This is a genomic window from Variovorax ginsengisoli, assembly GCF_030811835.1.
In the GTDB taxonomy this organism is placed as follows: Bacteria; Pseudomonadota; Gammaproteobacteria; order Burkholderiales; family Burkholderiaceae_C; genus Variovorax; species Variovorax ginsengisoli_C.
The window spans coordinates 73826-98798 of the sequence record NZ_JAUSRO010000014.1; the positions used below are offsets into that span (position 1 = coordinate 73826).

Below are 24973 nucleotides of genomic sequence, written 5' to 3' on the forward strand. Positions count from 1 at the left end.
GAATTTGAGTGAAAGTCCCATGGCGCTTTTGATTCAGAATGCATGGTCATCCACAAAGAGGAGACGCTTTGGCAAATTCCACGCTATGGTGGCTGATCGCGGGCGCGGCCGTTGCGCTCGAACTGGTCTCAGGCACCATCTACCTCCTGCTGCTGGGCACCGGCTTCGCGGCTGCCGCCGTGGCTGCGCATCTGGGCGCGGAGCTCGCGACGCAGATCATCGTCGCAGCAGTGGTCGGCGTGGGCGCTGTGGCGGCTTGGTACCTGGTGCGCAGAGGCAGAGCTGCCGAGGCACCCAGCCGTTCCAACCGCAACGTGAACCTCGACATCGGCGAGCGCATCCATGTCGACGCCTGGCAACCCGATGGCACCGCCACGGTCCGCTACCGTGGCGCGCAATGGACCGTGCTGCCGCGCGAAGGTCTCGACATGGCCCCTGGCGAGCATCGCGTCGTCGAAATGGTCGGTAGCCGCCTGGTCGTCGACCGGCTCTGAAAACACACAACCTACAAGGACTTCCCCCCCATGGATTTCGCCCTGCCTCTCGTCATTCTTGCCATCGCCGTCATCTTCATCAGTCAGTCAGTCAAGTTCGTTCCCCAACAGAATGCCTGGGTGAGGGAACGGCTGGGCAAGTACCACAGCACGATGACGCCCGGCGCCAACTTCCTGATTCCGTTCATCGACAAGGTGGCCTACAAGCACAGTCTGAAGGAAATCCCGCTCGACGTCCCCAGCCAGATCTGCATCACGCGCGACAACACGCAGTTGCAGGTCGACGGCATCCTCTACTTCCAGGTGACGGATCCCATGCGCGCGAGCTACGGCTCATCGAACTACATCATGGCGGTGACGCAGCTGGCGCAAACCTCCCTGCGCAGCGTGGTCGGCAAGCTCGAACTCGACAAGACCTTTGAAGAGCGAGACATCATCAACGCACAGATCGTCGCCGCCATCGACGAGGCGGCACTCAACTGGGGCGTGAAGGTGCTGCGCTACGAGATCAAGGACCTGACGCCGCCCAAGGAAATCCTGTTGGCCATGCAGGCGCAGATCACCGCCGAGCGCGGCAAGCGCGCGTTGATCGCGGCGTCCGAAGGCCGGCGCCAGGAGCAGATCAATATCGCCACCGGTGAGCGCGAGGCCTTCATCGCGCGCTCCGAAGGCGAAAAGCAGGCGCAGATCAACAATGCCGAAGGCGAGGCGGCCGCCATCACCGCACTGGCCAACGCCACCGCCGGCGCCATCGAACGCGTTGCCGCGGCCATTCGCCAGCCCGGCGGCGAACAGGCGGTGCAATTGAAGGTCGCCGAACGCGCCGTGGACGCCTACGCCAAGGTTGCCGCGGACGCCACCACCACGCTGATCGTGCCCAGCAACATGAGCGAAACCGCCGCGCTGATCGCGTCCGCCATGCGCATGGTGCAGACTGGCAAGACGACGAACACGGCCTGAAGCACTGCTACAATCAGAGGCTTGGAGCGGTGGATGAGCGGTTTAAGTCGCACGCCTGGAAAGCGTGTGAGGGGTAAAACCCTCCGCGGGTTCGAATCCCGCCTGCTCCGCCAAGGAACTAGAGGGAAGTCGTGAGAAATCAACGACTTCCCCTCTCAGTCCACCGTCTGGCGCAGGCCTTAAATATTCCAAGGCCGCGCCGACCTCACGGGAAATCATGCTCGCATTCAGGAGTCTGAGTTTTTCGCCGTGCGCCATAGCCCTTGTTCCGGAGGGTGTGCCGCTCTCGGCCCACGATCATTGCGCGCGCCTTGCGGTGACTCGTCACCCCTCCTTGTTCAACAGCCGTTGTAGTTCTTCCGCCCGCTGGCCGTGATCGTGTACGTCCCGCCTCGCGGCCCTGTGTAGCACGTCTGCCCGCCGGTCGACGTTGCGGGTGCCAAGCGGGTCGATGACGTAGCCGGCCGACCAGCAGACTCGCCTGCGGTTGAATTTGCTGTACCTGCCTGGCCTGCGCCCGCTCCGCCGGTGCCTGCGTAGCCTCCGGTCGACCGAGAACGCGTGCTTTTACTCGTCGCGAAGGACTTTGCCACTGCTCGCGTCACGCCGCTGGTGCGTGCTGGCTTCGCCGAATGGCTCGCACTGGATGCGTGAGAGCTCGAGTGCGAGCCCGCGCTGCGGGTGTGTCCGCCGCCGTGCCCTCCACCCCCGCGCGCAAATGCAGGCGCCGAGAGCGCGAGTGCAGTCACCCAAACGAGCATCATCTTCATGTTGTTCTTCTCCAGGCCGTGATTGGCCTCTGATGATGTCGCCAGGGAACCCATCCGCCTATCCTACGTTTTCGCTATGGCGCGCTGGAGGCGCTGGGGCACTTTTTGAATATGGGATTGCGCCCATGGACAAGCACCGGCCCCAAGTTGACTCAGGGTGTTTCCCAGTAGGACAAGCCCTATCCACCCGATAGCCAAACCCGATAGAAACCCTGTGCACGGCCGTTCTGGGTGCTCCGTTGCTTGCACACCTACATCGCAAGTCGCCGGAAGACATCATGGCCCACATCCTTCTCACATTCGCAGCGGTCGTCGCCTCCGTCGGCGCCCTTGGCGTTTTCGCCCTCCTCCGCATGGCAAGCCTCTGCAGCCGTGAAGAAGAGATTTCAGAGTCGGCCATCTCCGCAACCACGGCCGCGCCAATCACCGAGCCGGCGGCGACGCCCCAGGAGCGCTCGCCGACGAGCCCAGCGATCCTGACGCTGTCAGCTTAGACCGTCCAACTACTTGGCGGCCCTAAGCCGCCGAGAGTTGCTGCATCAGCGAAGCGATGTTCATCACGCCCCAGTGATCGGTGATTCGCCCGTCACGCACACGCAAGACATCGATGACATCGAAGTGGACGGTACGGCCGATCGCAGGGACACCCAGGAATTCGCCCTGGTGGGTTCCCTTGTACGTCTTGCGCGTCGTCACCAGGTCTCCCTCTCCCGTTTGAAATTCGATGGTCGCCACCATGTCGGGAAACGCGTTGCGAAAGACTTGATAGAGATGACGGGCGCCATCTCGCGTCGGCGGGAATCCAGGCGCCGGCGTGTGATCGACGAAGGCGGGGTCCATGAGTTCGTCGAACACGGCGAAATCTCCCCCCGTCTGGACTTCGTCGACCAGTCGGCGAACGATGGCTTTCTCAATTTGCAGCGTCACGCCGGCCCTTTCTTTCAAGCCACCGCCGGATAGGCACCGTGGAAAACCGATTCGGCCAACGGACGGCGCAGTGATGGCGTCTCCCGGGCCTGGAGCGCCTCAGGCAACTGTTGCGCATCGCCACGCTTGCCGATGGCCACGATGGCATGCAGGGCATGGTCAGAAGGCAGATGGATGGCGGCGGCAGCCGCGGCTGCGTCGAAGCCACCCATCGCATGGACGTTCCAGCCGGACATCGTGGCCTGGAGCGCGAGATGCGCCCAGGCCGACCCGGCGTCGAACGCGTGCGACGGATTGACCATCGGCGCCGGTGCGCCCGGCGGCGTGAACAAGGTGTGTGTCGTGATGGCAACCAGGGCCGCCGCGTTGGAAGCCCAGACCTGATTTCCCGGCCACAGGCTGGCGACCAGCCGCGCCCAATGATCATCGCCGCGCAGCGCGTAGACAAAGCGCCAAGGCTGGACATTGAGGCCGGAGGGTGCCCAGCGCGCCGCCTCGAGCAGGCCCATGACCTGCTCCTGCGTGATCGACGTGTCATCGAACGCGCGCGGAGACCAGCGCGCAAGGAATACGTCATCAATGGGACTGTCCGCCACACGAGCGGGCGAGAGAGATAAACTTGCATTCATAAACGTCTGTACTTCCTGAAAGAGAGTTGGTACGTTTGAGTATGCGCAAGCAGCAAATCGTGCACAAGAACGGAGTGCACAGTGCGCTGGTTACCCGCGCGTAACCGTCCCATCCAAGATTCGAGCAACTATGGACCTGTCGGCCAGACCGCAACTTGAAGACTGCCCTGTACGCGACGTCCTGTCGCGCGTATCGGACCGCTGGAGCATGCTCGTGATGCTGTTCCTCGAGGCCGGAACCCTTCGGTTCTCCGCCCTTGGCAGAGCCATCCCGGACATCTCTCAGCGCATGCTGTCTCAAACGCTTCGGCGACTCGAGGAGGACGGCCTGCTCACGCGCGAGGTGTTTCCGACCATCCCCCCGAAGGTCGAATATTCGCTGACCGATCTGGGGCGGTCTCTGCTGGAACCGCTCAAGGAAATGATGCGATGGGCCGACACGAACCATCAATCTATCCGCGCTGCGCGCCAGCGTGCAGCGACAGTCGCCAAGGTTTGAACTGATCGAGGCAACGACCTATTTGGAAACCTCGCCTGGGCTGGCGTCACCTGTCGGAACGCCTTGCGACTCCTCTGCAAGACTCTGGTAGTGGGCATCCCCCGGGAATCCTTTTGCCCGACGCCGCTTCGCCTGCTCGTCCTGCGCCATGAGCCACTCGGCGGCCGAAGGTTGGCGCGTACCCTCGTCCTTCGAGAGCTGCTGGATGATTCCGGCCAGGAAGTGATGGCGATTGCTCATGGCTCCATTTTTGGGGGTTTGCCCCATCATCCTGTCGGTGCGTCGTCGCGCTATGAGGTCAGATTCAACCTACCACGCTTTCACGTCTGTAGCGCCAGACGGTATACGTCTCTGATGTTTTATCGGCCGTCAGTTTCCGCGTCTTTTGTAGGACAAGGTCGCATGCGTTACGATATCAAGGTGGCCTGTTGCCGCCCCCATGGAATTCAAATGGCCGAAGAAAACAGTCCCTCCACCTCGGATTCATCTCCGCTGCATCAGACGCTCGCGCAGAACGTCGAAGTTGCGGCGCAAGTGCAGCAAGCGTCCGACGACCTGTCCATCGTCAGCACCGTGCTCGAACAGGAAATTCCTGATGAAATTCAGGTGGGAGACGTCGCGCAGGCCATTGCGCACACCAGCGAACTCGAAAAGAAGCTGGCCCAATCCGCCGAAAAACTGACCGAAGTCAACGAAATCCTCTCCAAGGAAATCAAGCGCCGGATCGAGGTCACCGAGCAGCGCGACCAAAGCCGGGCTTTGGTTGAAAAGCTGCAATCCGACGTCGACGACCGCCAGGCGCAGAACTGAGGGCACGTCCGCGGGACCGTCGCACCGCGAGCCATCAATCAGCGGCAATAAAAAAAGGGCCCGAGGGCCCTTTTTTTATTCAGCGGAAAATCCGCCGCGATCAACGCACCACGGCGATCTGCGTGCGCGCACCACCCTTGTAGGTGTACAGCGTCAGGGCACCGTTCTTGATGTCGCCCTTTTCGTCGAATGCGATCGGACCGGTCAGGCCCTTGTATTCGATCTTGCTGACTTCCGGCAGGTACTTGGCAGGGTCGGAAGAACCGGCCTTGACCATGGCGGCTGCGAGCACGTTCACGGCGTCGTAGACGTAAGGCGCATAAATCTGCACATCGACGCCATTCTTTTCCTTGAACTTGGCCTTCCAGGCGTCCAGCGGCGCCTTGAAATCACCGTCCACACCACCGGCTTCGGCGCACACCACCATGTCTTCGCCGATGGCATCGCCAGCCAGCTTGGCCAGTTCGCCGGTGCACAGGCCGTCGCCACCCATGAACTTGACGTTCATGCCCAGTTGCTTGACCTGCTTGAGCATCGGGCCGCCGACGGCGTCCATGCCACCGAAGAACAGCACGTCGGGCTTGGCGCCCTTGAGCTTGGTCAGGATGGCATTGAAGTCGGTGGACTTGTCGGTGGTGAATTCGTGGCCGACGACGGTGCCGCCAGCAGCCTTGACGGCCTTTTCGAACTCTTCTGCGACGCCTTGGCCGTAAGCGGTGCGGTCGTCGATCACGGCAATGTTCTTGCCCTTGAGCGTTTCGACCGCGTACTTGCCGAGCGTGCCACCCAGCTGGGTGTCGTCAGCCACCACGCGGAACGTGGTCTTGAAGCCTTGGCGCGTGTACTTGGGGTTGGTTGCCGACGGCGAGATCTGCGGAATGCCAGCATCGCTGTAGAGCTTGGAAGCCGGGATGGTGGTGCCCGAATTCAAGTGACCCACCACGCCGTTGACCTTGCTGTCGACCAGCTTCTGGGCCACAGCGGTGCCTTGCTTCGGATCGGCAGCGTCGTCTTCGGACAGCAGTTCGAACTTGGCGACCTTGTCACCGATTTTCAGGCCTTGGGCATTCAGGTCGTCGATGGCCATTTTGGCACCGAGTTCGTTGTCCTTGCCGAGGTGGGCAATGGCGCCGCTGGTAGGTGCCACGTGACCGATTTTCACGACCAGTGCATCCGCAGGAGGTGCAGCAGCGGGTGCAGCCGCCGTCGGCGCTGGCGCGGCGGCAGGTGCAGCAGCTTCTTCTTTCTTGCCGCAAGCCACGAGCGTAAGAGCCGCCAAAGCGACCGCAGTCCATTTCAATTGCATGGGAACCTCCAGAACATTGATGAGTAAAAAAACCGTTCTTCTGAATCGGTACGACACCACAGCAAATTCCGCGCCGTGTCGAGTCTTCAGGCACCCCGGCGCCCTCTAACCCGGCGCAGTTTAGCCGAGGATCAGGCTCGGGAAATCCGCGCAGACCCTGTAGTTTCAGAAAGTTCCCGTGCCAGGGCGTCTGTTGTCAAACGCCGCACGACGCCTTCAATTTCGACCCGCAATTGCGCGCTCATAGCATCCAGGTGAAGCTGAACCGCAGCTGACACCGCGTCGCTCAATTGATCTTCCAACGTCAGTGCCACACGCTCCATGACGCGCTGGACCACGAGCTCTTCGAGCTCGGGCCCCTCCCCGTTTGGGTCTCGCGCCGCAGTGGATGACATACCAGGCGCAACAACATCCGTGAGCGTCGGCACGAAAGACGGCGGCCTGCGCGGTGGGTTGCTCATGGCCGGCTCCCCGCGAGATCGTGCCGGGTGATCGCGTAGCCCCGGTCGGCATAGTGGCGCCAGCGCGCGCGTGCGCTCTGGCGCTCGTCCTCGTCGTTGCTCACGATATCGACCAGTCGCTCGAAGCGCTCGAACCCGGTGGGCACCTGCGCGCCCAGATTGACGACCACCTGCTGGTGCGGCAGCGGCGCACCGCAACTGGCGGCAAGCACCACCGGCGAGCGCGCCAGCACGGCCGGCTCCGCATCGGCACGGCAGTGAGCAATGAAATCGACCGCCGAGAATTGCCAGAGCGCCAGGTCGATGGCGTCGAGTACCGGCGTCTCGGCCACCACGACGACCCGGGCGCCCTTGCTGCTCACGGCCTTGCGCAACAGGCGGCAGGCATAGCCCACCTTGTCGGGCATGTTGAAATGAAAGTCGATGCCCGTCACGTCGCGGTGCGCGTTTTGCGCGCGGCCTTGCGGGGTGCAGTCGAAGCCGCCGGTGTCTGCGCAGCCTCTTCGGCACGCGCCAGCAAGTAGCTCAGCAGCAGGCCGACCGGGCGCCCGGTCGAGCCTTTGGCTGCGCCGCTTTTCCACGCTGTGCCGGCGATGTCGAGGTGGGCCCAGGGGAATTTGGCCGTGAAGCGCTGCAGGAACTTGGCCGCTGTGATGGCCCCGCCCGCCCGCCCGCCGATATTGGCCACGTCGGCGAAGTTGCTCTTGAGTCCGTCGGCGTACTCGTCGTCCAGAGGAAGACGCCAGCAGCGGTCCTGTGCCGTTTCACCGGCCTGTTCGAGTGCCCGGGCCAGGGCGTCATCGGCCGAGAACATGCCACTGCGCACGCCGCCCAGCGCCACCACGCAAGCACCCGTCAGGGTGGCGATGTCGATCACGGCCGCCGGGGAAAAGCGCTCGGCATAGGTGAGCGCGTCGCACAGCACCAGCCGACCCTCGGCATCGGTATTGAGTACCTCGATGGTCTGGCCGCTCATGCTGGTGACCACGTCGCCCGGCTTGAGCGCACGGCCATCGTTCATGTTTTCTGCTGCCGGAATCAGGCCCACGACGTTGATCGACGGCTTGATCTCGGCCAGCGCACGAAACACGCCCAGCACGCTGGCTGCACCGCACATGTCGAACTTCATTTCGTCCATGTCCGCTGCCGGCTTGATCGACACGCCGCCGGTGTCGAAGGTGATGCCCTTGCCAACCAGCACCACGGGGGCTTGCGCCTTGGGTGCGCCCTGGTAATGCAGAACAATGAAGCGCAGGGGCTCGCTTGAGCCCTGCGCGACAGCGGCGAAGGAGCCCATGCCCAGCTTGGCGACTTCCTTGGGGCCCAGCACTTCGCACTTCATGCGCGGCATGGCGCCGATGGACTGGGCGGCGGTGGCCAGCAGCGTGGGCGTCGCGAAGTTGGCAGGCCGGTTGCCCCATTCCTTGGCGAACTCGATGCCGGTGACCGTGGCCGTGGCCATGCGGAAAGCCTCCGCCACGGCAGCCGAACCCGGCAACCCGAGCGTGACCTGCGTGATGCAGCGCGGCTCGGCCTTGGCCTTCGACTTCGTCGTGGTGTAGACGTAGCTCGCGTCGGCCGCGGCCAGAACGGCCGCACGCACGGCGGCGCCATCGGCCGCCTGGGCGAACACCAGCGCGACCCGCTTGGGGCTGGCCGCCTTGACCGACTGAATGGCCGCCCCCACGGCGCTGCGCACCGACGCTGGCGTGCCGTCACCGATGGCGGCGAGCACGACGCGAGGCGCTGCAATGCCGCCTGGGCGGTACAGCGCCAGCAGCTTGCCGGGCTTGTCGGGCAGATCGCCCGCCTGGCGGGCAGCGGCGATCAACGGGGCCAGCACGTCCTTGGAGGCGCTGGCAGGATCGGAGACAGTGCTGCCGACGAGGACGATCAGTGCGTCCGTCTTCTCGTTGGCTGCCTGTGCGGTGGTGAGGGTCTTGAGTTGAAAGTCCATAATCCTTTTTTTCCCTCGACGATGTTATTCCATTCCTCTCTACGTAAGGAGCTGTCCCGCAGCTTCGGTGCCACGCTGGTGGTATTGGTCACGATCGTGATGACCATGATGCTGATCCGCACGCTCGGATTGGCATCCAAGGGCAGTGTGAACCCGTCCGACGTGATGCTCGTGATGGGCTACACCGTGCTCGGCTACATGCCAACCATCCTCAGCCTGAGCCTGTTCGTCTCGATCGTCGGCACGCTTTCTCGCATGTACCGCGACAGCGAGATGGTCATCTGGTTTTCCAGCGGGCGCGGGCTGGTCGATTTCGTGCGGCCGCTGTTCGGCTTCGCGTGGCCGGTGCTGGTCTTGATCGCGGCACTGTCGCTCTTCGGCTGGCCCTGGTCCAACTCGCAGACCCAGGGCATGCGCGACCAGTACGAGCGCCGCAGCGACCTCGAACGCATTGCGCCCGGCGAGTTCCGCGAATCGTCGGCCCACAATCGCGTCTTCTTCATCGACAAGGACGCGCCCGATGCGGCCACCGCAACCAACGTGTTCATCTCGTCGGTCGAGCGCGGCCTGCAGATCGTGACTTCCGCGCGCAGCGGGCGCGTCGAGAGCATTGGCGAGGCACGCTATCTGATGCTCAGCAACGGCCAGCGGATCGAGCGCCCGGTCGACCCGGCCGCCGGCATCAAGATCAGCGAGTTCCAGACCTACGGCGCACGCATCGGCTCGAGCGTACCGACGTCGCTCGACGACGCCCCCTTGCGGGCCCGCACGACCATGCGGCTGCTGGCCGAGCGCAATGCGCCCAACATGGGCGAATTCGGCTGGCGCATCGGCATGCTCTTCGCGGGCATCAACTTCGTGCTGCTCGCGCTCACGCTGTCGAGTGTGAACCCGCGTGTGGGCCGAAGCGGCAACCTGCTGTTTGCGCTGTTCGCCTTCCTCGTCTATTACAACCTGCTCAACATCGGCCAGAGTTGGGTAGGCTCCGGGCGCTTCGGCCTGGCCGGCTTTCTGATTGGCCTGCACGGCGGCGTGTTCCTCATCGCCGTGGCCTGGCTGGCCAAGCGCAACAACAACTGGGCCCGACGCAGCCGTCGCGCAGCGCCCTCCACCCCTTCTTCGACGACCGCGTGAAAACCATCCGCCGCCTGATCTATACCGAGGTGCTGAAGGCTGTCGCTTTTGTCGCGCTCGGCTTTTTGAGCCTGTTCTTCTTTTTCGACTTCGTCGACGAGCTGGGCGATATCGGCAAGCCGGACACGCTCGGCTACGGCGCGCCCCAGGCGCTGGCCTACGTCGCCTTGCTGATCCCGAGCCACCTCTACGAACTGCTGCCGATCGCCGTGCTCATCGGCACCATCTTCGTGATGGCGCGCCTGGCGCAGAGTTCGGAATACACCATTCTGCGCACCAGCGGTCTGGGCCCGTGGCGCGCACTGCGTTCGCTGCTGGTGCTGGGCGCGGGCTTCGTGGTGCTGACCTTTGCCATCGGTGACTACGTGGCGCCTGCGGCCGACCGCGCAGCGCAACTGCTCAAGGCGCGCTTCCAGGGCGATGTGTTTGCCACCATCGGCACCACCGGCGCCTGGCTCAAGGAAAAGCAGGACGACAAGTCCTATGCGGTGAATGTGAATTCGATGAACCGCGACGGCAGCCTGCGCTCGCCGCGGATCTTCGTCTTCGATGCGCAAGGCTTCGTCTCGGACCAGATTTCAGCGAGTTCCGCGCGTGCCGTGGACGGCGCCTGGGTGCTGTACGAGGCCGAGCGCCAGCACTACGAAACGCGCAATGCCGGCGACAAGGCACGCGTCTTCACGACGATGTCGCCGGAGTTGCGCTGGCCGACCACGCTCACCCAGGAGATGGTCTCGGTCGCACTGCTCAAGCCGGACCGCATGCCGACGATCGACCTGTTCGAGTACATCCGCCACCTGGACGCCAACGGCCAGACTGCGCAGCGCTATGAGATCCAGTTCTGGCGCAAGGTGTTCTACCCGCTGTCGTGCCTGGTGATGGTGGTGCTTGCCCTGCCCTTCGCCTACCTGCACTTCCGGCAAAGCGGCATCACCACCTATGTGTTCGGTGGTGTGCTCATCGGGATCAGTTTTTTCCTTCTGAACAACGTGTTCGGCTACATCGGCAACCTGAGCAACTGGTTGCCCTGGCTCACTGCGGCCGCGCCGGGGTTGATTTATTCAGTGGTGTCACTGGCGGCCTTCGGCTGGCTGGTGTTGAGGCGATGACGCAAAAAATGACGATTTCCAATACACCCCCCAGCGCGCGCGGCATTCTCCTGTTCGCCCACGGTTCGCGCGATGCACGCTGGCGCGAACCGGTCGAAGCCGTCGCGCGCAGCGTGATCGCACAAGACCCGACCGCGCGCGTGGCCTGCGCCTACCTCGAACTGGTCGAGCCCGACCTGCCCACCGCCGCCGGCGCGCTTATCGCGCATGGCGCGCGCTCGATCCGGGTGGTGCCTCTGTTCCTCGGCATGGGCAAGCATGTGCGCGAAGACCTGCCGCTGCTGATCGAGCAACTGCGCACGGCCCATCCTGCGGTCGATTTCTCCCTCGCCCCGGCGGTTGGCGAAGCCCCCGAAGTCATCGCACTGCTCGCCCGCATGGCGTTGAAAAACTGATCGACGCAGTCAATCGATAGATTCAGAAGGCATAATGAAATCCGCAATGAGACGGAATTTGTTATGAATCTTCACCAGTTCAAGTTCGTCCAGGAAGCGGTGCGACGCAACCTGAACCTGACGGAAGCGGCCAAGGCGCTGCATACCTCGCAACCCGGCGTGTCCAAAGCGATCATCGAGCTGGAGGAGGAGCTGGGCGTCGAGATTTTTGCGCGCCACGGCAAGCGCCTCAAGCGCGTGACCGAGCCGGGCCAGCACGTCATCGCCAGCATCGAACTCATCATGCGCGAGGTTGGCAACCTCAAGCGCATCGGCGAGCAGTTCAGCGCGCAGGACAGCGGCACGCTCTCCATCGCGACCACGCACACGCAGGCGCGCTACGTGCTGCCCGTGCCGGTGGCCAGATTGCGCGAGGCCTATCCCAAGGTCAACGTCAGCCTGCATCAGGGATCGCCCGACCAGGTGGCGCGCATGGTGATCGACGAGATCGCCGAGATCGGTATCGCCACCGAATCGCTCGACGGCTACGCCGAACTGGTGACCATGCCCTGCTACGAATGGCAGCACGTGCTGGTCCTGCCGAAAGACCATCCACTGGCGAACAAGGATCGCGTGTCGCTCGAAGACCTCGCGCACGAGCCGATCATCACCTACCACCCCTCCTTTACCGGTCGCACCCGCATCGACCATGCGTTTGCGCAGAAGAAACTGACGCCGCGCATCGCGCTCGAAGCCATCGACTCGGACGTGATCAAGACCTACGTGCGGCTGGGCCTGGGCGTGGGCATCGTGGCCGAGATGGCCGTGCGCGACGACACCAACGCCGACCTCGTGGTCAAACCCATGGGCCACATCTTCGGCCAGAACATTGCGCGCGTGGCCTTCAAGCGCAGCGCCTACCTGCGCAATTTCGTCTTCAAGTTCGCCGAGCTGCTCAGCGACCGGCTCGACCGCAACCTGATTGCCAAGGCCCTCAGCGGCCAACAGCAGGACTACGAACTCTGATTTCCCTTCCTGTCTTCGCGCACACCATGAGCACTGTTCTTTCTTCGCCCCGCACGCCCGAAGTCGGCACCAAGCTGCCTGCCGTCGGCACCACCATCTTCACCGTGATGTCGGCGCTCGCCGCAGAGACGCAGGCCGTCAACCTGGGCCAGGGCTTTCCGGACTTTCACTGCGACCCGAAGCTGCTCGATGCCGTGACCGCCGCCATGGCCGCGGGCCACAACCAGTATCCACCGATGCCGGGCATACCGGCCTTGCGCGAAGCCGTGGCAGCCAAGATCGCCGCACTGTATGGCCGCAGCTACAGTGCAGCCACCGAGATCACGCTGACCGCCGGCGCCACGCAGGCGATCATCACCGCCGTGCTGGCGATCGTGCGTCCAGGCGACGAGGTGATCGTGCTGGAGCCCTGCTACGACAGCTATGTGCCCAACATCGAACTGGCAGGCGGCACGGTCGTGCGCGTGCCGCTCACGCCGGGCACCTTCCGGCCTGACTTCGACAAGATCGGTGCGGCGCTGTCGCCGCGCACACGCGCCATCATCGTCAACACGCCCCACAACCCGAGCGCCACGGTGTGGACCGAAGCCGAGATGCGCCAGCTCGAAGCGCTGCTTGCGCCCACCGATGTATTCGTCATCAGCGACGAGGTCTACGAGCACATGGTCTATGACGGTGCGCGCCATGAGAGCGCTGCACGTTTTCCGGGCCTGGCGGCACGCAGCTTCATCGTGAGCAGCTTCGGCAAGACCTACCACGTCACGGGCTGGAAGGTCGGCTACGTAGCGGCGCCTGCGTCGCTGACGGCCGAGTTCCGCAAGGTTCACCAGTTCAATGTGTTCACGGTGAACACGCCCATGCAGCACGCGCTGGCCAGCTACATGGCAGATCCGGCCCCCTACCTCGACCTGAGCGCGTTCTATCAGCGCAAGCGCGACCTGTTTGCAGAAGGCCTGGCTCGCACGCGCTTGAAGCTGCTGCCCAGCGGCGGCACCTACTTCCAGTGCGTGGACATCAGCGAGGTGAGCGACCTCGGCGAGGCGGACTTCTGCCAGTGGCTCACGCGCGAGATCGGCGTCGCTGCCATTCCGCTGTCGGCCTTCTACGGCAACGGATTCGACCAGCGCGTGGTGCGCTTCTGCTTCGCCAAGAAGGATGAAACCTTGCGCCACGCGATCGACCGGCTGGCGAAGCTCTGACACCCACCGTAGGATTGTCCTGACCGCCGAAGGCGCCGTTCTCTCTAGGGCATGACGCTGCAGCCGACGAACATGAGGGCTTCAAACACAAGCCCTTAGGAGAAGTTCATGTCGTTGATTTTGTTGGTAATCCTGATTCTGTTGCTCATCGGGGTGCTGCCGACCTGGGGGCACAGCCGAAGCTGGGGCTATGGCCCGAGCGGTGGCCTCGGACTGGTGCTGATCGTCGTGATCGTGCTTCTGGTGATGGGTCGGATATAGACCTGACCACGCTGAAATGAAAAGCCCGCATTTGCGGGCTTTTTTTTGTCCTGCTGCGTCCATGGAAAGGAAAGTTCAATCGACCCGCAGCCGATTGCACCGATCGCAAGCCGAAGCACCCATCATCAAGCTGCCGCGCGTGAAGTATCTGGCACTTAAGGTGTAAATCGCGCGATTTGACCCTTGTTGACGAATTTTGTGGCTTTGCACGCCCAGAATCCGGCCATGCAGCCGCTGTCTTCCGTGGCATTCAGATTTCGAAAGCTCGGATCGAACAGCGCCAGACCACAGAGTCACCAAAGGAGAAAACGCCATGTCCGCATTCAGTGCTGCGCGCACGCACACGCTCGAAATCAGCAGCCCCGCCATCCCCGAGTTCCTGGGCCGCCCTGCCCTTGAGCGGGTTCGCCTCTCGGGCCGCGAAGGCCTCAATTCGCCGTTCGAATACGAGCTCCTGCTCAAGACCCCCGAGGGTCTGAACCCCGGTGCCAGCGGTGCAGCCGACTGGGACCTCGACAGCTTCGTGGGTCGCGAGATCAGCTGCACGATCCAGTTGGACGGCATGGGCCAGTTCCTCCCTGGCGCGGTCGGCGCCTCGGTTGACCATGTGGGCATCGGCGTGCGCCAGATAAACGCCCTCATCGCCGAGGCCTGCTTCTGGGGCGAGGAAGGCCGCCACCTGCAGTACAAGCTCACCTTGCGCCCCTGGCTGCACAAGGCCACGCTGCGCACCAACTGCCGCATCTTCCAGAACCAGAGCGTGGTGCATATCCTGGACGAACTGCTGGCCGACTATGCCTTCCCCGTCGACAAGCGCCTCATGGGCCTGGACGGTATCGAGGGCCAGCTCTACCCCCTTCGCGATTATCAGTGTCAGTACAACGAGAGCGACTTCGACTTCTTCAGCCGCCTGTGCCAGGAATGGGGCATCAGCTACTTCTTCGAGCACAGCGAGGGTGCGCACCGGCTCGTTCTCATCGACAACATGGGGGCGTACAAGCCCAACGACAGCGCCGCCTACCAGGAGGTGGAATACCACGCGCCGGGGTGGAAGACCGATGCCGAATACCTGAGCAGCTTCGTCCCCACGAGCAGCCTGACCAGCGGCCAGTACACCAGCCGCGACTGCGATTACACCCGCCCCAAAGCCGACCTGACGCAGAGCCGCAAGGACCCGCGCCCCACCGGCCAATCCGACGCGGAGGTCTGGATCGTCATGCCCGGGCCGAGCGCGACATGGCGGAGTTCAAGCGGCGGCGCCAAGCCTACGAATCGGGGCAAAGCAAGGAACTCCAGCCGCCCGCGTTTCCCGGGGTGCCTCAGCCCTTGTCCGAACTGGCCCAGGCCCACAAGGCAGCCAGCGAAGGCAAAAGCGGACGGGACGTGCGCGACATGCTCAGCCAGGCGCTGCGCATGCGCACGCTGGTCGCCAGCCTGTGGACCTATGACGACGAATGGCGCGTCTCGAAGCTGCCCGTCGCGCAGCGCATCGACCAAGAAAAGCAGCGCTATGCGCAGCAGAAGAAGGAGTGGGACCGCTACCAGGCCGCCCAGAACCAGGCAAGGGCCGACAGCATCCATGCCGGCGGCTGGGGCACTTCGACCGATACGCGCGTTCCGCCGTTGCCGCCGCCCGACCGCAGCAAGGAGCTCCGAAACGCGACCGCCCAGCGCTACCGCGAGGTCTACATCCACAGCAAGCTGATGATCATCGACGACAGCATGTTCACGCTGGGCAGCGCCAACCTGAACCTGCGCAGCTTCGCGGTGGACAGCGAGATCAACATCGCCAGCGACGACGCGCTCAAGGCGAAGGACCTGAGACAGCGAGTGTGGCATCAGCACACGAAGGGGCAGTTCGATGGGGGTGGGGATGCGACGGATCAGGTTGCGATGTCAAAGACATTTGACAAGTGGGAAAAAGAGGCTAGTGCCAACCTCGTTCAGAAGTTCAAAGGGCAGTCGCTTTCCAGCTTCCTCGTCAAGTTCCTCGACGAGCGCACCAGCACCATCCGGCTCGCATGAACGCGCCACTTCCTGCCCTGCGCATCCATCCATTTCGCTGGCCGGCCTTGCTGCTGGTCCTTGTTCTCGTCCTATTGAGTTTGACGGCCTGCCCCATGAACCACCTGCCCCGCAACATGAACCTGAAGGCGTTCGACCCGCACCGGGCCGACTTCACTTGCAAGTACGAGGCCGATGCCAACCCGCCCTTCACGGCCGAGGCCGACGCACTCTTCCAGCAGGGCATGGCGGTGACCAGCTACGACCTGGTGTTCGAGCAGCGCGACTACGCCAAGGCGGCGCAGTTGTGGCAGCAGGCCGCGGGCATGGGCCACTGGAAGGCCGCGATGAACCTTGCCGGTCTTTATGAGAGCGGCCTGGGCCTGCCGCAGGACAGCGAACAGGCCGTGCTGCTGGTCGAAGGCCTGATGAAACAGGGCGTGCCCGCCGCCTTCGACAAGATGGGCACCTACCACCAGCGCGGCATCGGCGTGAAGGGCGATGCGAGCCGCGCCTATGCGTTCTGGCAACTCGCGGCGGACATGGGGAGTTCGGCGGCCCAGGCTCACCTAGGCTACAAGCTGCAAGGGACTTACGACAATCCCGATCAGGGTTTCTGGGGCAACCGGGAGGTGGCGCTGAAGATGCTCGAATGCAGTTTTGCACAGGGTAACGGCGATGCCGCCTATACGCTGGCTCTGACCATCACAGGAGATGACGCATCGCTTGGCGAAGACAATGCCCGTGCACTCCGCGTTTATCACGAAGGCGTAAAACTGGGCTGCAAGGATTGCGCACGCGATCTGTCCGTCAGTTTTGATCTTGTGAGGCCTATGACGGGCAATACGATCGACACGGCCCGGTCGGATCGCTACCGCCTGCTGAGGGAAGCCCTCGAACTCAACCCCGACCTGCGCTTCCCCAATCTCGACAAGGTGCTGCCGCTGCCGCCTGCCGCACTGCCCCTCTGGGACGGCAAACGCGAAACCCTCCTGGACGCCGCCAAGCCCCTGGTCGCCAAACCCGCCGAGAAACCCACCCCCGGCGCGCAACGCACCGGCCGAGCCCACATCCCGCAAGGCCACGTGCTGCGGCGGCAAGCGCAAGCTCTGGTGGTCGAAGCCAGCACCCTCGTGCCCCACAGTGGCTACTGGCTTGCCCGCCTGGCCAAGGTCTACCGCGATCACGAGCAGGCCTGGGAAGATGCCCAGGTCCCGCAGCGCTACGCCCAGGGCGAAACCTTCGAGGCCGCAGACCGCCGCAGCCTGGGCGCGTACGCCAACTACGCGCCCCGCACCGTCTGGCACTACCTGGGCGAAGCCTCGCCCGTGCACGTGCCCACGCATCCCCGGGTGGCGCAGGGCATCGCCCGCAGCACCCGTGTGCCCGTGCCTCTGCTGCACTGCAAAGGCATGTTGCCCTGTCCGCGCACGGGCGTTTGGGGTGGCCAGGTGCCCAGGGACCATCCGATGGCCCGGCTCTACAACCGCTGGGACCGCTTCGCCTATGTCGAGAAGGGCCAGTCCTTCCCCGATCCCCGGCATCAGCACATCCCCATCGCGCCGCATGAGGTGAAGTGGCTGTGGCTGGACAACGCCAACCAGCCCCAGCGCTCGGGCATCGTCGAGGTGACCTTGAGCGACTTGCATGATGCGCAGACGGCAAGCTGATCAAGCTGACGAAGGTCGTCGCGGGCCTGCGTTGCCGTTGTTGCTGGCGGCCGTCTTCGTTCTATTGAATCTGACGGCCTGCCCTATGAACCACCTGCCCCGCAACATGAACCTGAAGGCCTTCGACCCGCACCGGGCCGACTTCACCTGCAAGTACGAGGCCGATGCCAACCCACCCTTCACGGCCGAGGCCGACGCGCTGTTCCAGCAAGGCATGGCGGTTACCACCTACGACCTCATGTTCGAGCAGCGCGACTACGCCAAGGCGGCGCAGTTGTGGAAGCAGGCCGCGGGCATGGGCCACTGGAAGGCCGCCATGAACCTGGCCGGTCTTTATGAAAGCGGCCTGGGCGTGGCCCAGGACAGCGAACAGGCCGTGCTGCTGGTCGAAGGGCTGATGAAGCAGGGCGTGCCCGCCGCCTTCGACAAGATGGGCACCTACCACCAGCGCGGCATCGGCGTGAAGGGCGATGCAAGCCGGGCCTATGCGTTCTGGCAACTGGCCGCGGACATGGGGAGTTCGGCGGCGCAGGCGTATTTGGGCGCCAAACTGAAAGGCACTTACGACAATCCCGATCAGGGCTTCTGGGGCAACCGGGAGGTGGCGCTGAAGATGCTCGAATGCAGTTTTGCGCAGAGTAATGGCGATGCAGCCTACACGTTGGCCCTGACCATCACTGGGAGCGATCCTTCACTTGGCGAAGACAACGCCCGGGCACTCCGTGTTTATCACGAAGGTGTGAAACTGGGCTGCAAGGATTGCGCGCGCGCTCTGTCCGTCAGTTTTGGCCTTGTAAGGCCCATGACGGGCAACGTGATCGACAAGGCCCGTGACGAGCGCTACGCCGTCCTTTACGAAGCCCTCGAACTCAACCCCGACCTGCGCTTCCCCAACCTCGACAAGGTGCTGCCGTTGCCCCCCGCCGCCTTGCCCATGTGGGACGGCAAGCGCGAGACCCTGCTGAACGCCGCCAAGCCCCTGGTCGCCAAACCTGCCGAGAAACCCACCCCCGGCGCGCAGCGCACCGGCCGAGCCCACATCCCCCAAGGCCACGTGCTGCGGCGGCAAGCTCAACCTGTGGTGGTCGAAGCCAGCACCGTCGAGGTGAAATTGAGCGACTTGCATGATACGAAAGGCGTTGTCGAACATGGATGAAGATGAAATGGGCAAAAGAAGGACTGACTTGAAACTTCGGACGGAAAAGGAAGAGTTCGACCGGACGCTCTGGCGCTGGGTGTTGTGGGTGGTCGTCGCGGTGATTGCTGTGGTTATTGGCTGCTTGTACGCCTTTGTACGTTTTCTCGTGGGCGACGGCCGGTGGCTTGGTTGAGAAGCCGAGCGCACCGCAAAAGACTTCACCCCATGTCCAACGAGCCCGGGCGCATCCGCGTCGAACCCGACCAGCAACTGACCTCTCACAGGGAAGCCGGCAAATTGCACCTGCTTTCCGAAGGTCGTATCAAGGTGACACTGCGCAGCATCCGCTGCGTCGACGTTCACGGCATCACCGATCTGGAGACGCACCAGATCACCCGCGCATTTGGTTCGGTGTCGCACTTCCTGAGGTTCGCGAACGGCGGTGAAGTGCGCTTCGCCTACAACGCGGCGGGTGCGCTGCTGGAGTTCGTGGCGAACGATGTCGAGGTCGGCGTGATCGGCGGCGACCGCATCGTGCTCAGGCAACCGGACTGACCGGCACATGCCCGATGAGCGCGCCGCTGGACAACAACTTTCTCGACGTGCTCTCGGACGATGTTGACCAGGCACGGCCGCTGCAGTTGCCGGTTCTGGAGTCGAGGCAGCGAGGACTGCGTGTGAACTGACCCGGGCTCTCAAGCCTGCAGTTGTGCCCACGCCTTATCGAGGCGCTTCACGCTCACCGGCTGCGGCGTGCGCAGTTCCTGTGCAAAGAAGCTCACCCGAAGCTCTTCGAGCAGCCAACGGAATTCCAGCATGCGGTCGTCGACCGCCCCCTTGCGTTCGGCCACCAGCCGCCAATAGCGCTGCTCCTGCGGCCGGAACTCTGCGAGCTTGGCCGCGTCGCGTGCCGGGTCGGCGCGCAGCTTGTCCAGCCGCGCCGTGATCGCCTTCAGGTAGCGCGAGAAATGCTGCAACTGGCTCCATGGCGCGTCAGCGATGAAGCGCTTGCCCATCAGGCGCTGAAGCTGCTGCGCCGCATCGGCTGTGGCGTCGGGCTGGATCTTCGTGTCCTTGATCTTGCGTACGGCCACCGCATAGTCCGTGAGGATGGCGCTGGCCAGCCGTGCCACCTCGTTGGCAATGAGCGTCAGGCGCCCGCGGCCTTCCTCGATGCGGCGCTTGAAGGCGGGTTCGTCTTCCGGCAACGGCTCCTGCAGGAAAGCGCGGTCGAGCGCCACGTCGATGATCTGCGCGCGGAGTTCTTCCGAGGTGCCCAACGGCATGTAGGCGACCGCCATCTTCTGCAGATCGGGGATGTTCTTTTCCAGGTACTTCAACGCGTCCTTGAGCTGCAGCGCAAAGAGCCGGCGCAGCCCGGCGCGGTGCCGGGTGGCGGCCACGGCTGGCTCATCGAACACCTCGATGCTCACGCCGTCGCCATGGTCGATGAGCGCTGGAAAGCCGATGAGCGATTGCGCACCACGGCGTACTTCCATCAGCTCGGGCAGTTCGCCGAAGGTCCAGGCTGTGTAGCGCGCACCAGCGGGCAGGGCCGGCGTGGCGGGCTTCGCGTTGTCGGGCCGGTCGGCCGCCGCGCCGCGCTCCCCTCGCGCCGCCGGCGCGTCACCGGACACCGCAGGCGGCTTCGAAGCCTTGACGTTCAGCCCTGCCAGCGCCTGGAAGGCACCGCGCGCCTGCGAACCCAGTTCTGCCTTCAGCGCGCCGAGGTTGCGGCCGATGCCCAGCTGGCGCCCATGCTCGTCGACCACCAGCAGGTTCATGAACAGATGGGGCGGCAGCATGTCGAGCTTGAAGTCGGCACGCTTGACGTCGATGCTGGTCTGCTCGCGCACGCGCTTGAGCAGTGCGTCGGTGAGCGAGCCGGCACCGAACACATCGGGCGCGGCCAGCACCTCGGTCAGCCGGGCGGCGGATTCGGGCAGCGGCACGAGCCGTGAGCGCGGGCGCTGCGGCAGGCTTTTCAGCAGCGCCTGGATCTTGTCCTTGAGCATGCCGGTCACCAGCCATTCGCAGCGCTCCTCGCTCACCTGATTGAGCACGAACAGCGGCACCGTCACGGTCAGGCCGTCGCGCGCATCGCCCGGCGCATGCAGGTAGCTCGCCGCGCAATCAACGCCACCCAGGCGGACCGTGGCCGGGAAAGAGAGCGTGGTGATGCCCGCTGCCTGGTGGCGCATGAGCTCTTCGCGCGACAGGTAGAGCAGCCGCGGCTCGGCGCGGGAGTGCTCGCGGTACCAGTGCTCGAACGACGCACCGCTGGCCACGTCGGGCGGCAGTTGTGCGTCGTAGAAGGCGTAGATGAGTTCGTCGTCGACCAGCACGTCCTGGCGGCGCGACTTGTGCTCCAGCCCTTCGACTTCCTTGATGAGCTTGCGGTTGGCCGCCAGGAAAGGCAGCTTGCTTTCCCATTGGTTGCCCACCAGCGCCTCGCGGATGAAGATCTCCCGCGCGGCCACCGGGTCGACCCGCGTGAAGTCGACACGCCGCCCGCTGTACACCACCAGCCCGTACAGCGTGGCGCGTTCCAGCGCCGTGACCTGGGCGCCCTTCTTCTCCCAATGCGGGTCAAGCAACTGCTTTTTCAGCAGATGGCCGGCAATCTGTTCGAGCCACTGCGGCTCGATGTTGGCGATGCCACGGCCGAACAGGCGCGTCGTTTCGACCAGCTCGGCGGCGACGATCCACCGGCCGGGGCGCTTGCGCAGATGGGCCCCCGGATGCGGGAAGAACTTGATGCCGCGCGCGCCCAGGTATTCGCTGTTGCGCCCGCCGCCACCGCCGCCGCCAGGAGGCGCACCGCCCGGCCCGGCCGCCGGGTCTTCCATCTTCCAGCCGACGTTACCCAGCAGGCCGGCGAGCATCGACAGGTGCAGCGCCTCGTAGCTGGCCGGCTGGCGGTTGAGCTGCCACTTGTGCTCGGTGACCACCGTCAGCAGCTGCGAATGGATGTCGCGCCATTCACGCAGGCGCCGGATGTTGACGAAGTTCTGCCGCAGCAGTTGCTCGTACTGGCGGTTGCTGATCTTGTGCGTGGGCAGCGCTTCGGCTACGGGTGGCGCGATCGGCGCCACGGTGCGCTGGCCAATCGGCAGCACGGCGGCACTGGCGCGTCGCACGGGGTCGCCGTGCAGTTCACGCCGCGTCTGTGGGGCGTTGCCCCCCCGCGCGTCGGCGATCCACTTCCACAGCGTGAGGTAGCCACTGAATTCGCTCTTGTCGTCGTCGAACTTGGCATGGGCCTGGTCGGCTTGCTGCTGCGCTTCCATCGGGCGGTCGCGCACGTCCTGCACCGACAGCGCCGAGGCAATGACCAGAACCTCTTCCAGCGCACCGCGCGAGCGCGCCTCCAGGATCATACGGCCGACGCGCGGATCGAGCGGCAGCTTGGCCAGCTCATGGCCGATGGGCGTGAGCTCGTTCGCATCGTCGACTGCGCCCAGTTCGTTGAGCAACTGGTAGCCATCGGCAATGGCGCGCGGCGCAGGTGCTTCCAGGAAGGGGAAGCGCGCGACGTCGCCCAGGCGCAGCGACTTCATGCGCAGGATCACGCCAGCCAGCGAGGAGCGCAGGATTTCCGGGTCGGTGAAGCGCGGTCGGCCGAGAAAATCCTTCTCGTCGTAGAGCCGGATGCAGATGCCGTCGGCCACGCGGCCGCAACGGCCCGCGCGCTGGTTGGCCGCCGCCTGGCTGATCGGCTCGACCAGCAACTGCTCGACCTTGCTGCGAAACGAATAACGTTTGACGCGCGCCGTGCCGGTGTCGATCACGTAGCGCGTGCCCGGCACCGTCAGCGAGGTTTCGGCCACATTGGTGGCCAGCACGATGCGCCGGCCGGTGTGGCCGTCGAAAATGCGGTCCTGCTCGGCGGGCGACAGGCGCGCAAAGAGCGGCAGCACCTCGGCATTGCGCATCACGGGCTGGTGCGCCAGGTGCTTGCGCAGGTGGTCGGCAGCCTCGCGGATCTCGCGCTCGCCGGGCAGGAAGACCAGAATGTCGCCGCCCTGGCGCGGGTCGCGCCAGAGTTCGTCCACGCCGTCGGCAATCGCATGGTTGAGGTCGTATTCGCGCGACTCCTCGAACGGTCGGTAACGCTGCTCGACCGGGAAGGTACGGCCGGACACATAGATGACCGGGGCCGGGCCCTGGCGCGACGCGAAGTGCTTGGCGAAGCGGTCGGCATCGATGGTCGCCGAGGTCACGATGATCTTGAGGTCGGGCCGGCGCGGCAATATCTCGCGCAGGTAGCCCAACAGGAAGTCGATGTTCAGCGAGCGCTCGTGCGCCTCGTCGATGATGATGGTGTCGTAGGCCTTCAGCAGCGGATCGGTCTGCGTCTCGGCCAGCAGGATGCCGTCGGTCATGAGCTTGACCGAGGCGTCGCGGGAAAGGCGGTCCTGGAAGCGCACCTTGAAGCCGACCACTTCGCCCAGCGGCGTCTTCAACTCTTCGGCAATGCGCTTGGCGACCGAACTGGCCGCAATGCGGCGCGGTTGCGTGTGGCCGATCAGCCGGCCCTGCCCCGGCGGCGCGTTGAGCTTGCCACGGCCCAGCAGCAGCGCGATCTTGGGCAACTGGGTGGTCTTGCCAGAGCCGGTCTCGCCGCAGACGATGACGACCTGGTTCGCCGAAATGGCGTCGGCGATCTCCTGGCGCCGTGCGGAAACGGGCAAGGATTCGGGGAATTCGATCTTCAGCGGAGAGGGTGCGGCAGCGGCAGACAAGGCGGACAGTTCGGGAACGGGTCGAAGACCGGGACATCGGAGAGAATCGCGGATTATCCCAGTCCGCCCCGGCGGCTGCGCCCCGCCCCAACCAAGCCCTTTCCCAAGCCTTTTCGCCCCGCCCGCATGTCCGCAGTCTTCAATTTCACCTTCGTGCCCTGGTTCCGCTCGGTCGCGCCCTACATCCACACGCACCGGGGCAAGACCTTCGTGGTGGCCGTGGCCGGCGAAGCCATCGCAGCAGGCAAGCTGCAGAACATCGCACAGGACCTGGCGCTGATCCAGTCGATGGGCGTGAAGATCGTGCTGGTGCACGGCTTTCGGCCGCAGGTCAATGAACAGCTGCGCGCCAAGGGCCACGAAGCCAAGTATTCGCACGGCATGCGGATCACCGACGCGGTGGCGCTCGACTGCGCGCAGGAGGCCGCGGGCCAGCTGCGCTACGAAATCGAGGCGGCGTTCAGCCAGGGCCTGCCGAACACGCCCATGGCCGGCTCCACGGTGCGCGTGATTTCCGGCAACTTCATCACGGCCCGGCCCGTGGGCGTGGTCGATGGCGTCGATTTCAAGCATTCGGGCCTGGTGCGCAAGGTCGACGGCTCGGGCATCCGCCGCACACTCGACTTCGGCGCGATGGTGCTGATCTCGCCCTTCGGTTTTTCGCCGACGGGTGAAGCCTTCAACCTCACGATGGAAGAAGTCGCCACCAGCGTGGCCACGTCCATCCAGGCCGACAAGCTGATTTTCCTCACCGAAATCCCCGGCATCCGCGTCGACAGCGAACTGCCCGAGAGCGAAGACAACCCGATCGATACCGAGTTGCCGCTCGATGCCGCCAGAAAACTGCTCGCCACCCTGGCGCCGGCGCAGCGGCCGACCGACACGGCCTTCTACCTGCAGCATTGCGTGAAGGCCTGCGAAGCCGGTGTGGAGCGCAGCCACATCCTGCCCTTTGCGGTCGATGGTGCCCTGCTGCTGGAGATCTACGTGCACGACGGCATCGGCACCATGGTGATCGACGAGAAGCTCGAATCGCTGCGCGAAGCCACGGTCGACGACATCGGCGGCATCCTGCAGCTGATCGAGCCCTTCGAGCGTGATGGCACGCTGGTCAAGCGCAGCCGCACCGAGATCGAACGCGACATCAACCAATACACCGTCATCGAGCATGACGGCGTGATCTTCGGCTGCGCGGCGCTCTATCCCTTTCCCGAGGAGCGCACCGCGGAAATGGCGGCGCTGACGGTGTCGCCACAGGCGCAGTCGGTGGGCGACGGCGAGCGCATCCTCAAGCGCATCGAGCAGCGCGCCAAGGCCATGGGGTTCGACAGCATCTTCGTGCTCACCACGCGCACCATGCACTGGTTCATCAAGCGCGGCTTCACGCCGGTGGAGCCCGACTGGCTGCCCGAGGCGCGCAAGCGCAAGTACAACTGGGACCGCCGCAGCCAGGTGCTGGTCAAGAAGCTGAACTGAGGCGGTGCGCCGGGGCGCCGGACT

The 24973-nt window shown here is 64.3% G+C and carries 25 protein-coding genes, 1 tRNA gene and 1 pseudogene; 19 read left to right on the forward strand and 8 right to left on the reverse strand.

The window, feature by feature from the left end:
- Positions 1 to 68: 68 nt before the first annotated feature.
- The 4 genes from J2W36_RS20245 (at position 69) to J2W36_RS20260 (ending at position 2718) form a co-directional block, all read left to right on the forward strand.
- Positions 69 to 494 carry an NfeD family protein gene (locus tag J2W36_RS20245; protein ID WP_307691574.1) on the forward strand — a complete coding sequence of 142 codons (426 nt, stop codon included), beginning with the start codon at positions 69 to 71 and terminating at the stop codon, positions 492 to 494.
- Between the two features lie 30 nt (positions 495 to 524).
- Positions 525 to 1454 (forward strand): SPFH domain-containing protein, encoded by a 930-nt coding sequence (locus J2W36_RS20250; RefSeq protein WP_307691575.1) that lies wholly within the window; start codon positions 525 to 527, stop codon positions 1452 to 1454.
- Positions 1455 to 1477: 23 nt separating this feature from the next.
- Positions 1478 to 1567, forward strand: a tRNA-Ser gene (locus J2W36_RS20255).
- Between the two features lie 935 nt (positions 1568 to 2502).
- Entirely contained in the window at positions 2503 to 2718 is a 216-nt protein-coding gene (locus J2W36_RS20260) for a hypothetical protein (RefSeq protein ID WP_307691576.1), read from the forward strand.
- Between the two features lie 22 nt (positions 2719 to 2740).
- On the opposite strand, the gene J2W36_RS20265 is transcribed toward J2W36_RS20260, so the two are convergent.
- Both J2W36_RS20265 and J2W36_RS20270 read right to left on the reverse strand, forming a co-directional pair.
- Positions 2741 to 3151 carry an ester cyclase gene (locus tag J2W36_RS20265; RefSeq protein WP_307691577.1) on the reverse strand — a complete coding sequence of 137 codons (411 nt, stop codon included), beginning with the start codon at positions 3149 to 3151 and terminating at the stop codon, positions 2741 to 2743.
- Positions 3152 to 3165: 14 nt separating this feature from the next.
- On the reverse strand, positions 3166 to 3780 hold the full coding sequence (locus J2W36_RS20270; protein ID WP_307691578.1) for a nitroreductase family protein: 615 nt from the start codon (positions 3778 to 3780) through the stop codon (positions 3166 to 3168).
- Between the two features lie 130 nt (positions 3781 to 3910).
- On the opposite strand from J2W36_RS20270, the gene J2W36_RS20275 reads away from it, so the two are divergent.
- The gene (locus J2W36_RS20275) at positions 3911 to 4279 is read left to right on the forward strand and encodes a winged helix-turn-helix transcriptional regulator (RefSeq protein ID WP_307691579.1); all 369 of its coding nucleotides are present in this window, start codon (positions 3911 to 3913) and stop codon (positions 4277 to 4279) included.
- Positions 4280 to 4297: 18 nt separating this feature from the next.
- Here J2W36_RS20275 and J2W36_RS20280 read toward each other — a convergent pair whose 3' ends face one another.
- Positions 4298 to 4519 (reverse strand): hypothetical protein, encoded by a 222-nt coding sequence (locus J2W36_RS20280; protein ID WP_307691580.1) that lies wholly within the window; start codon positions 4517 to 4519, stop codon positions 4298 to 4300.
- 162 nt (positions 4520 to 4681) lie between these two features.
- Here J2W36_RS20280 and J2W36_RS20285 point away from each other — a divergent pair, with 162 nt between their 5' ends.
- Complete coding sequence (locus tag J2W36_RS20285; RefSeq protein WP_307691581.1) at positions 4682 to 5089, forward strand: hypothetical protein; 408 nt, start codon at positions 4682 to 4684, stop codon at positions 5087 to 5089.
- 100 nt (positions 5090 to 5189) lie between these two features.
- Here J2W36_RS20285 and J2W36_RS20290 read toward each other — a convergent pair whose 3' ends face one another.
- The 4 genes from J2W36_RS20290 to J2W36_RS20305 form a co-directional block, all read right to left on the reverse strand.
- Entirely contained in the window at positions 5190 to 6395 is a 1206-nt protein-coding gene (locus J2W36_RS20290; RefSeq protein WP_307691582.1) for a branched-chain amino acid ABC transporter substrate-binding protein, read from the reverse strand.
- Between the two features lie 131 nt (positions 6396 to 6526).
- Positions 6527 to 6856 (reverse strand): hypothetical protein, encoded by a 330-nt coding sequence (locus J2W36_RS20295; RefSeq protein ID WP_307691583.1) that lies wholly within the window; start codon positions 6854 to 6856, stop codon positions 6527 to 6529.
- Positions 6853 to 7290 carry a DNA polymerase III subunit chi gene (locus J2W36_RS20300; RefSeq protein WP_307691584.1) on the reverse strand — a complete coding sequence of 146 codons (438 nt, stop codon included), beginning with the start codon at positions 7288 to 7290 and terminating at the stop codon, positions 6853 to 6855. The genes J2W36_RS20295 and J2W36_RS20300 overlap by 4 nt, the downstream gene beginning before the upstream one ends.
- On the reverse strand, positions 7287 to 8813 hold the full coding sequence (locus J2W36_RS20305) for a leucyl aminopeptidase (protein ID WP_307691585.1): 1527 nt from the start codon (positions 8811 to 8813) through the stop codon (positions 7287 to 7289). The genes J2W36_RS20300 and J2W36_RS20305 overlap by 4 nt, the downstream gene beginning before the upstream one ends.
- Positions 8814 to 8834: 21 nt before the next feature.
- On the opposite strand from J2W36_RS20305, the gene lptF reads away from it, so the two are divergent.
- From lptF to J2W36_RS20365, 12 genes and pseudogenes are all read left to right on the forward strand, one after another.
- Positions 8835 to 9947: an LPS export ABC transporter permease LptF gene (lptF, locus tag J2W36_RS20310; RefSeq protein ID WP_307691586.1), complete on the forward strand. Its 1113-nt coding sequence runs from the start codon at positions 8835 to 8837 to the stop codon at positions 9945 to 9947.
- On the forward strand, positions 9944 to 11056 hold the full coding sequence (gene lptG / locus J2W36_RS20315) for an LPS export ABC transporter permease LptG (protein ID WP_307691587.1): 1113 nt from the start codon (positions 9944 to 9946) through the stop codon (positions 11054 to 11056). Before lptF ends, lptG begins: the two co-directional genes overlap by 4 nt.
- Before the next feature lie 8 nt (positions 11057 to 11064).
- Entirely contained in the window at positions 11065 to 11451 is a 387-nt protein-coding gene (locus J2W36_RS20320; protein WP_307691588.1) for a sirohydrochlorin chelatase, read from the forward strand.
- Between the two features lie 63 nt (positions 11452 to 11514).
- Entirely contained in the window at positions 11515 to 12456 is a 942-nt protein-coding gene (locus J2W36_RS20325) for a CysB family HTH-type transcriptional regulator (RefSeq protein ID WP_307691589.1), read from the forward strand.
- 26 nt (positions 12457 to 12482) lie between these two features.
- On the forward strand, positions 12483 to 13655 hold the full coding sequence (locus J2W36_RS20330) for a pyridoxal phosphate-dependent aminotransferase (protein ID WP_307691590.1): 1173 nt from the start codon (positions 12483 to 12485) through the stop codon (positions 13653 to 13655).
- A gap of 108 nt (positions 13656 to 13763) precedes the next feature.
- Positions 13764 to 13916 (forward strand): DUF3309 family protein, encoded by a 153-nt coding sequence (locus J2W36_RS20335; protein WP_307691591.1) that lies wholly within the window; start codon positions 13764 to 13766, stop codon positions 13914 to 13916.
- A gap of 313 nt (positions 13917 to 14229) precedes the next feature.
- A pseudogene (locus J2W36_RS20340) lies at positions 14230 to 15060 on the forward strand (type VI secretion system Vgr family protein); the annotation flags it as partial.
- Positions 15061 to 15329: 269 nt separating this feature from the next.
- Complete coding sequence (locus tag J2W36_RS20345; protein WP_307691592.1) at positions 15330 to 15941, forward strand: phospholipase D-like domain-containing protein; 612 nt, start codon at positions 15330 to 15332, stop codon at positions 15939 to 15941.
- 95 nt (positions 15942 to 16036) lie between these two features.
- Positions 16037 to 17590, forward strand: coding sequence for a tetratricopeptide repeat protein (locus tag J2W36_RS20350; protein WP_307691593.1), 1554 nt, complete (start codon positions 16037 to 16039; stop codon positions 17588 to 17590).
- Positions 17568 to 18746 carry an SEL1-like repeat protein gene (locus J2W36_RS20355; protein ID WP_307691594.1) on the forward strand — a complete coding sequence of 393 codons (1179 nt, stop codon included), beginning with the start codon at positions 17568 to 17570 and terminating at the stop codon, positions 18744 to 18746. Before J2W36_RS20350 ends, J2W36_RS20355 begins: the two co-directional genes overlap by 23 nt.
- The gene (locus J2W36_RS20360) at positions 18739 to 18921 is read left to right on the forward strand and encodes a hypothetical protein (RefSeq protein WP_307691595.1); all 183 of its coding nucleotides are present in this window, start codon (positions 18739 to 18741) and stop codon (positions 18919 to 18921) included. The genes J2W36_RS20355 and J2W36_RS20360 overlap by 8 nt, the downstream gene beginning before the upstream one ends.
- Before the next feature lie 32 nt (positions 18922 to 18953).
- Positions 18954 to 19283: a hypothetical protein gene (locus J2W36_RS20365; RefSeq protein WP_307691596.1), complete on the forward strand. Its 330-nt coding sequence runs from the start codon at positions 18954 to 18956 to the stop codon at positions 19281 to 19283.
- A 140-nt stretch (positions 19284 to 19423) separates the two neighbouring features.
- Here J2W36_RS20365 and hrpA read toward each other — a convergent pair whose 3' ends face one another.
- Positions 19424 to 23482, reverse strand: a complete 4059-nt coding sequence (hrpA, locus tag J2W36_RS20370; protein ID WP_442478271.1) for an ATP-dependent RNA helicase HrpA — start codon at positions 23480 to 23482, stop codon at positions 19424 to 19426.
- Between the two features lie 117 nt (positions 23483 to 23599).
- Here hrpA and argA point away from each other — a divergent pair, with 117 nt between their 5' ends.
- Complete coding sequence (argA, locus tag J2W36_RS20375) at positions 23600 to 24949, forward strand: amino-acid N-acetyltransferase (protein ID WP_307691598.1); 1350 nt, start codon at positions 23600 to 23602, stop codon at positions 24947 to 24949.
- The last annotated feature ends 24 nt before the right edge of the window (positions 24950 to 24973 follow it).